Here is a 3,263-nt window from a genome sequence, read left to right on the forward strand (position 1 = left end):
GGTTCATCCGTCCTGGTCGTTCGATCGTGCATCAATGGCAAATCGAGCGCGGCGCAAGGGTATCCGGCGCGAGGAAATCGGAGATCGGAGGCAACTGGAGTCCCGGCGGGTTGACGGAGCAGAAACCGGCTCGCGCTCGGAGATGCTGATCCGCAAGATTTTTCCCGGGCGGGGAGCACCTGGAATTACCCACGCGTGCGCCGGGAACAGCGGTGGCGTAATTCCGGCGCGGGACATCAGGGGGACCGTCGGCCGGCGGGCCCGCGAAAGCCCGGGGCGGCTCAGCGGGCGGCGGCCTTGCGGTAGGCGCCGACGGCTGCGGGGACGACCACTGCGAGCAACACCGCGATGAGCACGAGGGAGAGCGGGATGGGGTACTGGACGGGCAGCGCGCTCTTGCCCGTGCCGGTCGAGGTGTTGCCGAACAGCTCACGGCAGGCGGCCACCACGGCACTCACGGGGTTCCACTCGCACAGCGAGCGCAGCCAGCCCGGCAGGCCGTTCAGCGGAATGAACGCGTTCGAGAGGAAGGTAAGCGGCATGACCAGCACGAACGCGATGGAGTTGACCGCCTCGGCGCTGCGCGCCAGAAGGCCGATGAGCGCGCCGAGCCAGGACATGGCGTAGCCGAGCAGCAGCAGGATCCCGAATCCGGCGATGGCCTTCGGCAGGCCGTTGTGCACCCGCCAGCCGATGAGGTAGCCGACGACGGCCATCGCGACGCAGGCGATGACCGCGAGCGTCAGATCGGACAGGGTGCGTCCGATCAGTACGGCCGACCGGGACATGGGCAGGGAGCGGAAGCGGTCGACCACACCGTTGCCGAGGTCTGCGGCGACGCCGAGCGCGGTGTTGCCCACGTTGGTGAGCATCATCTGGGTGAAGATGCCGGCCATCAGATACGAGCGGTAGTCGCTGCCCGGCACGGAGATCGCGCTGCCGAACAGGACGCCGAAGACGGCCACGTACGCGACGGGCATCAGCGTCACGCTGAGCAGCTTCTCCGGGATACGGGCCAGATGTTTCATGTGCCGGCCGAACAGTGCGGACACATCGCTGACGAGTTCCATGGCGCCCTCGTCCTATCCTTCCTTGCTGGTGACACCGCCGGTGAGGGCGAGGAACACATCGTCGAGCGAGGGCCGCCGTACGGCGAATCCGGCGGGGCGCACCTGAGCGGCGTCCAGGGCGGACGCGGCCTCGGCGACCGTTTTCAGCTGGTCCCGCAGCGTCACGGAGACCACGCGTCCGTTCTGTTCGACGGCCGGCTCGGCGGCGGTGACGTCCCGCAGGGCCGTGACGGTGGCGGGAAGCGCGGCGTCGTCCTGGACGGTCACCTCGAGCCGTTCGCCGCCAACCTTGGCCTTGAGCTCGTCCGAGGTGCCGTCGGCGATCACCCGGCCGCCGTCGATCACGGCGATCCGGTCGGCGAGCTGGTCGGCTTCCTCGAGGTACTGGGTGGTCATCAGGACCGTGACACCGCCGGCGAGCTGCTCGCGGATCATGTCCCACAGGATGAGTCTGCTGGTGGGATCGAGGCCAGTGGTCGGCTCGTCGAGGAAGAGCACCTTGGGATCGGCGATGAGGCTGGCGGCCAGGTCGAGCCGCCTTCGGGTACCACCGGAGTACGTCTTGACCTGCCGCTCGGCGACGTGGCCCAGGTCGAGCCGGTCGATCAGGGCATCGGCACGATCCTTCGCGGCACGGCGGCCCAGACGGAAGAGGACTCCGATGAGTTGGAGGTTCTCCCGGCCTGTGAGTCGTTCGTCGAGTGCCGCGTACTGGCCGCTGAGGCCGATGCGGCGGCGCACTTCGCGCGGCTGGGTGCGGACGTCGTATCCGGCCACGCGGGCGCGGCCCTCATCGGCTTCCAGCAGTGTGGCCAGCACTCGCACCATGGTCGTCTTGCCGGCTCCGTTGGGACCGAGGATGCCGAGGAGCGTTCCAGCGGGTACGGACAGATCCACTCCTCGCAGCGCCTCGTGGGCTCCGTATCTCTTTCGAATTCCTTCGGCCTCTATGGCGATTTCCATGAATTCACACCCCACGTACTTGGCATTGCATTCTGCACCGCATAAGTTCATGAGCGCGCAAAGCTGTGGTCGATGACACACAGCCGCATCAGCAAAGAAGTTCGTGAACCCCCGTTCATCTGCCGCGAATTACCAGTAAGTAATTTCCTTTCCGGCGGCAGCGAAATTACACCAACAGCCAGATGACCCTGTCAAGCGATCACTCGAACGCAAGAACCAAAACCCGCTGGTAACTTAACCGCGGACCGCAGAGCGCCGACCGCCGAGCATCATCCCTTTTTACCCTCTTTCATCCGCGCCGCCCCCCTACCCGGGTGGCAAATCCTGCCCACTGGAACCAGGCCCCGACATCTGCAGTTCCGACTGAACATCGAATTTATCCACCAAGGAAACACCAAGTTAATTGTCGGAACCCTGCGTAGCACCTGACGGCCACTCATATGTCCACCAGCACCGACTACTTGGGAGCCAAGAATCGGTGAACTGCAGTGAACCGCATGACGACTGACGGAGCGTCCTGTGCTACGCCCTCGTCAGCAGGGCCGTCCCCAGGAGGTCGTGAAGGCCCAGGCGCCGTACAAGTCCGCATCGACGCCGGCAAGTTCTTCCCGATCATGGGAAACCACGACTACGGCGTCGGCTGCAGCCCGGAAAGCGTGCAGCCCAGCGTGGACTGCTTCAAGGTGCCGGTGGCGTACGTGGCCGGCTTCGGCAACGGGCTCCTCGACTTCGTCAATCCCGACGCCAACTGCAACCAGTCGTCGGGCACCTCGACGCCACCGATCTGTGACGTTCTCCTCCGCGTGAGCGGCCGGCAACACCTTGGCCGTCCGTCTTCTTGATCTCTGACCACGCGAAGCATCCTGCAGCTGGCCGGCGTGCTGGCCCCCGTTGTCCTGTTCGCCGCCGACCCCGACCTGATCCGCCATGGCGTCGCCGTGCGGGACTGGCCGGCGGTGCCACCTGTACTGGGACGGATCGGCGCAGGGGACATGACCGTGCGCGGACCTCACTCGTCCGGCAATGGAACGGGAGCCTGCCCCGAAGGGCAGGCTCCCGTCGTCAGTTCCACGCGTCAGTGCTTGCGCGCCTTCTTGGCCTACTTTGTCTCGGTGACCATCACCGATGCGTCAGCCCAGGGCCCCGGCGTTTGCCTCGGATGTCTGGTTGATCATGTGATGCCGTAGAGGGCGAGGACGCGGTGGCGTTCGGTGTGGGCTCGGCGTCCGG

3 protein-coding genes are annotated in these 3,263 nt (G+C 65.9%); 1 reads left to right on the forward strand and 2 read right to left on the reverse strand.

Annotated features, from left to right (window positions below; genetic code table 11):
- Positions 1-281 precede the first annotated feature (281 nt).
- Entirely contained in the window at positions 282-1,070 is a 789-nt protein-coding gene (locus ACIQFZ_RS33125) for an ABC transporter permease (protein WP_365426671.1), read from the reverse strand.
- A gap of 12 nt (positions 1,071-1,082) precedes the next feature.
- Positions 1,083-2,033, reverse strand: a complete 951-nt coding sequence (locus ACIQFZ_RS33130; RefSeq protein ID WP_402692958.1) for an ATP-binding cassette domain-containing protein — start codon at positions 2,031-2,033, stop codon at positions 1,083-1,085.
- Between the two features lie 614 nt (positions 2,034-2,647).
- Between ACIQFZ_RS33130 and ACIQFZ_RS33135 the strand changes: the two genes are divergently transcribed.
- A complete protein-coding gene (locus ACIQFZ_RS33135) occupies positions 2,648-2,875 on the forward strand; it encodes a hypothetical protein (RefSeq protein ID WP_402692959.1) in 228 nt (75 codons plus the stop codon).
- The last annotated feature ends 388 nt before the right edge of the window (positions 2,876-3,263 follow it).

Origin of the sequence: Streptomyces sp. NPDC093064 (assembly GCF_044754605.1) — a bacterium.
In the GTDB taxonomy this organism is placed as follows: Bacteria; Actinomycetota; Actinomycetes; order Streptomycetales; family Streptomycetaceae; genus Streptomyces.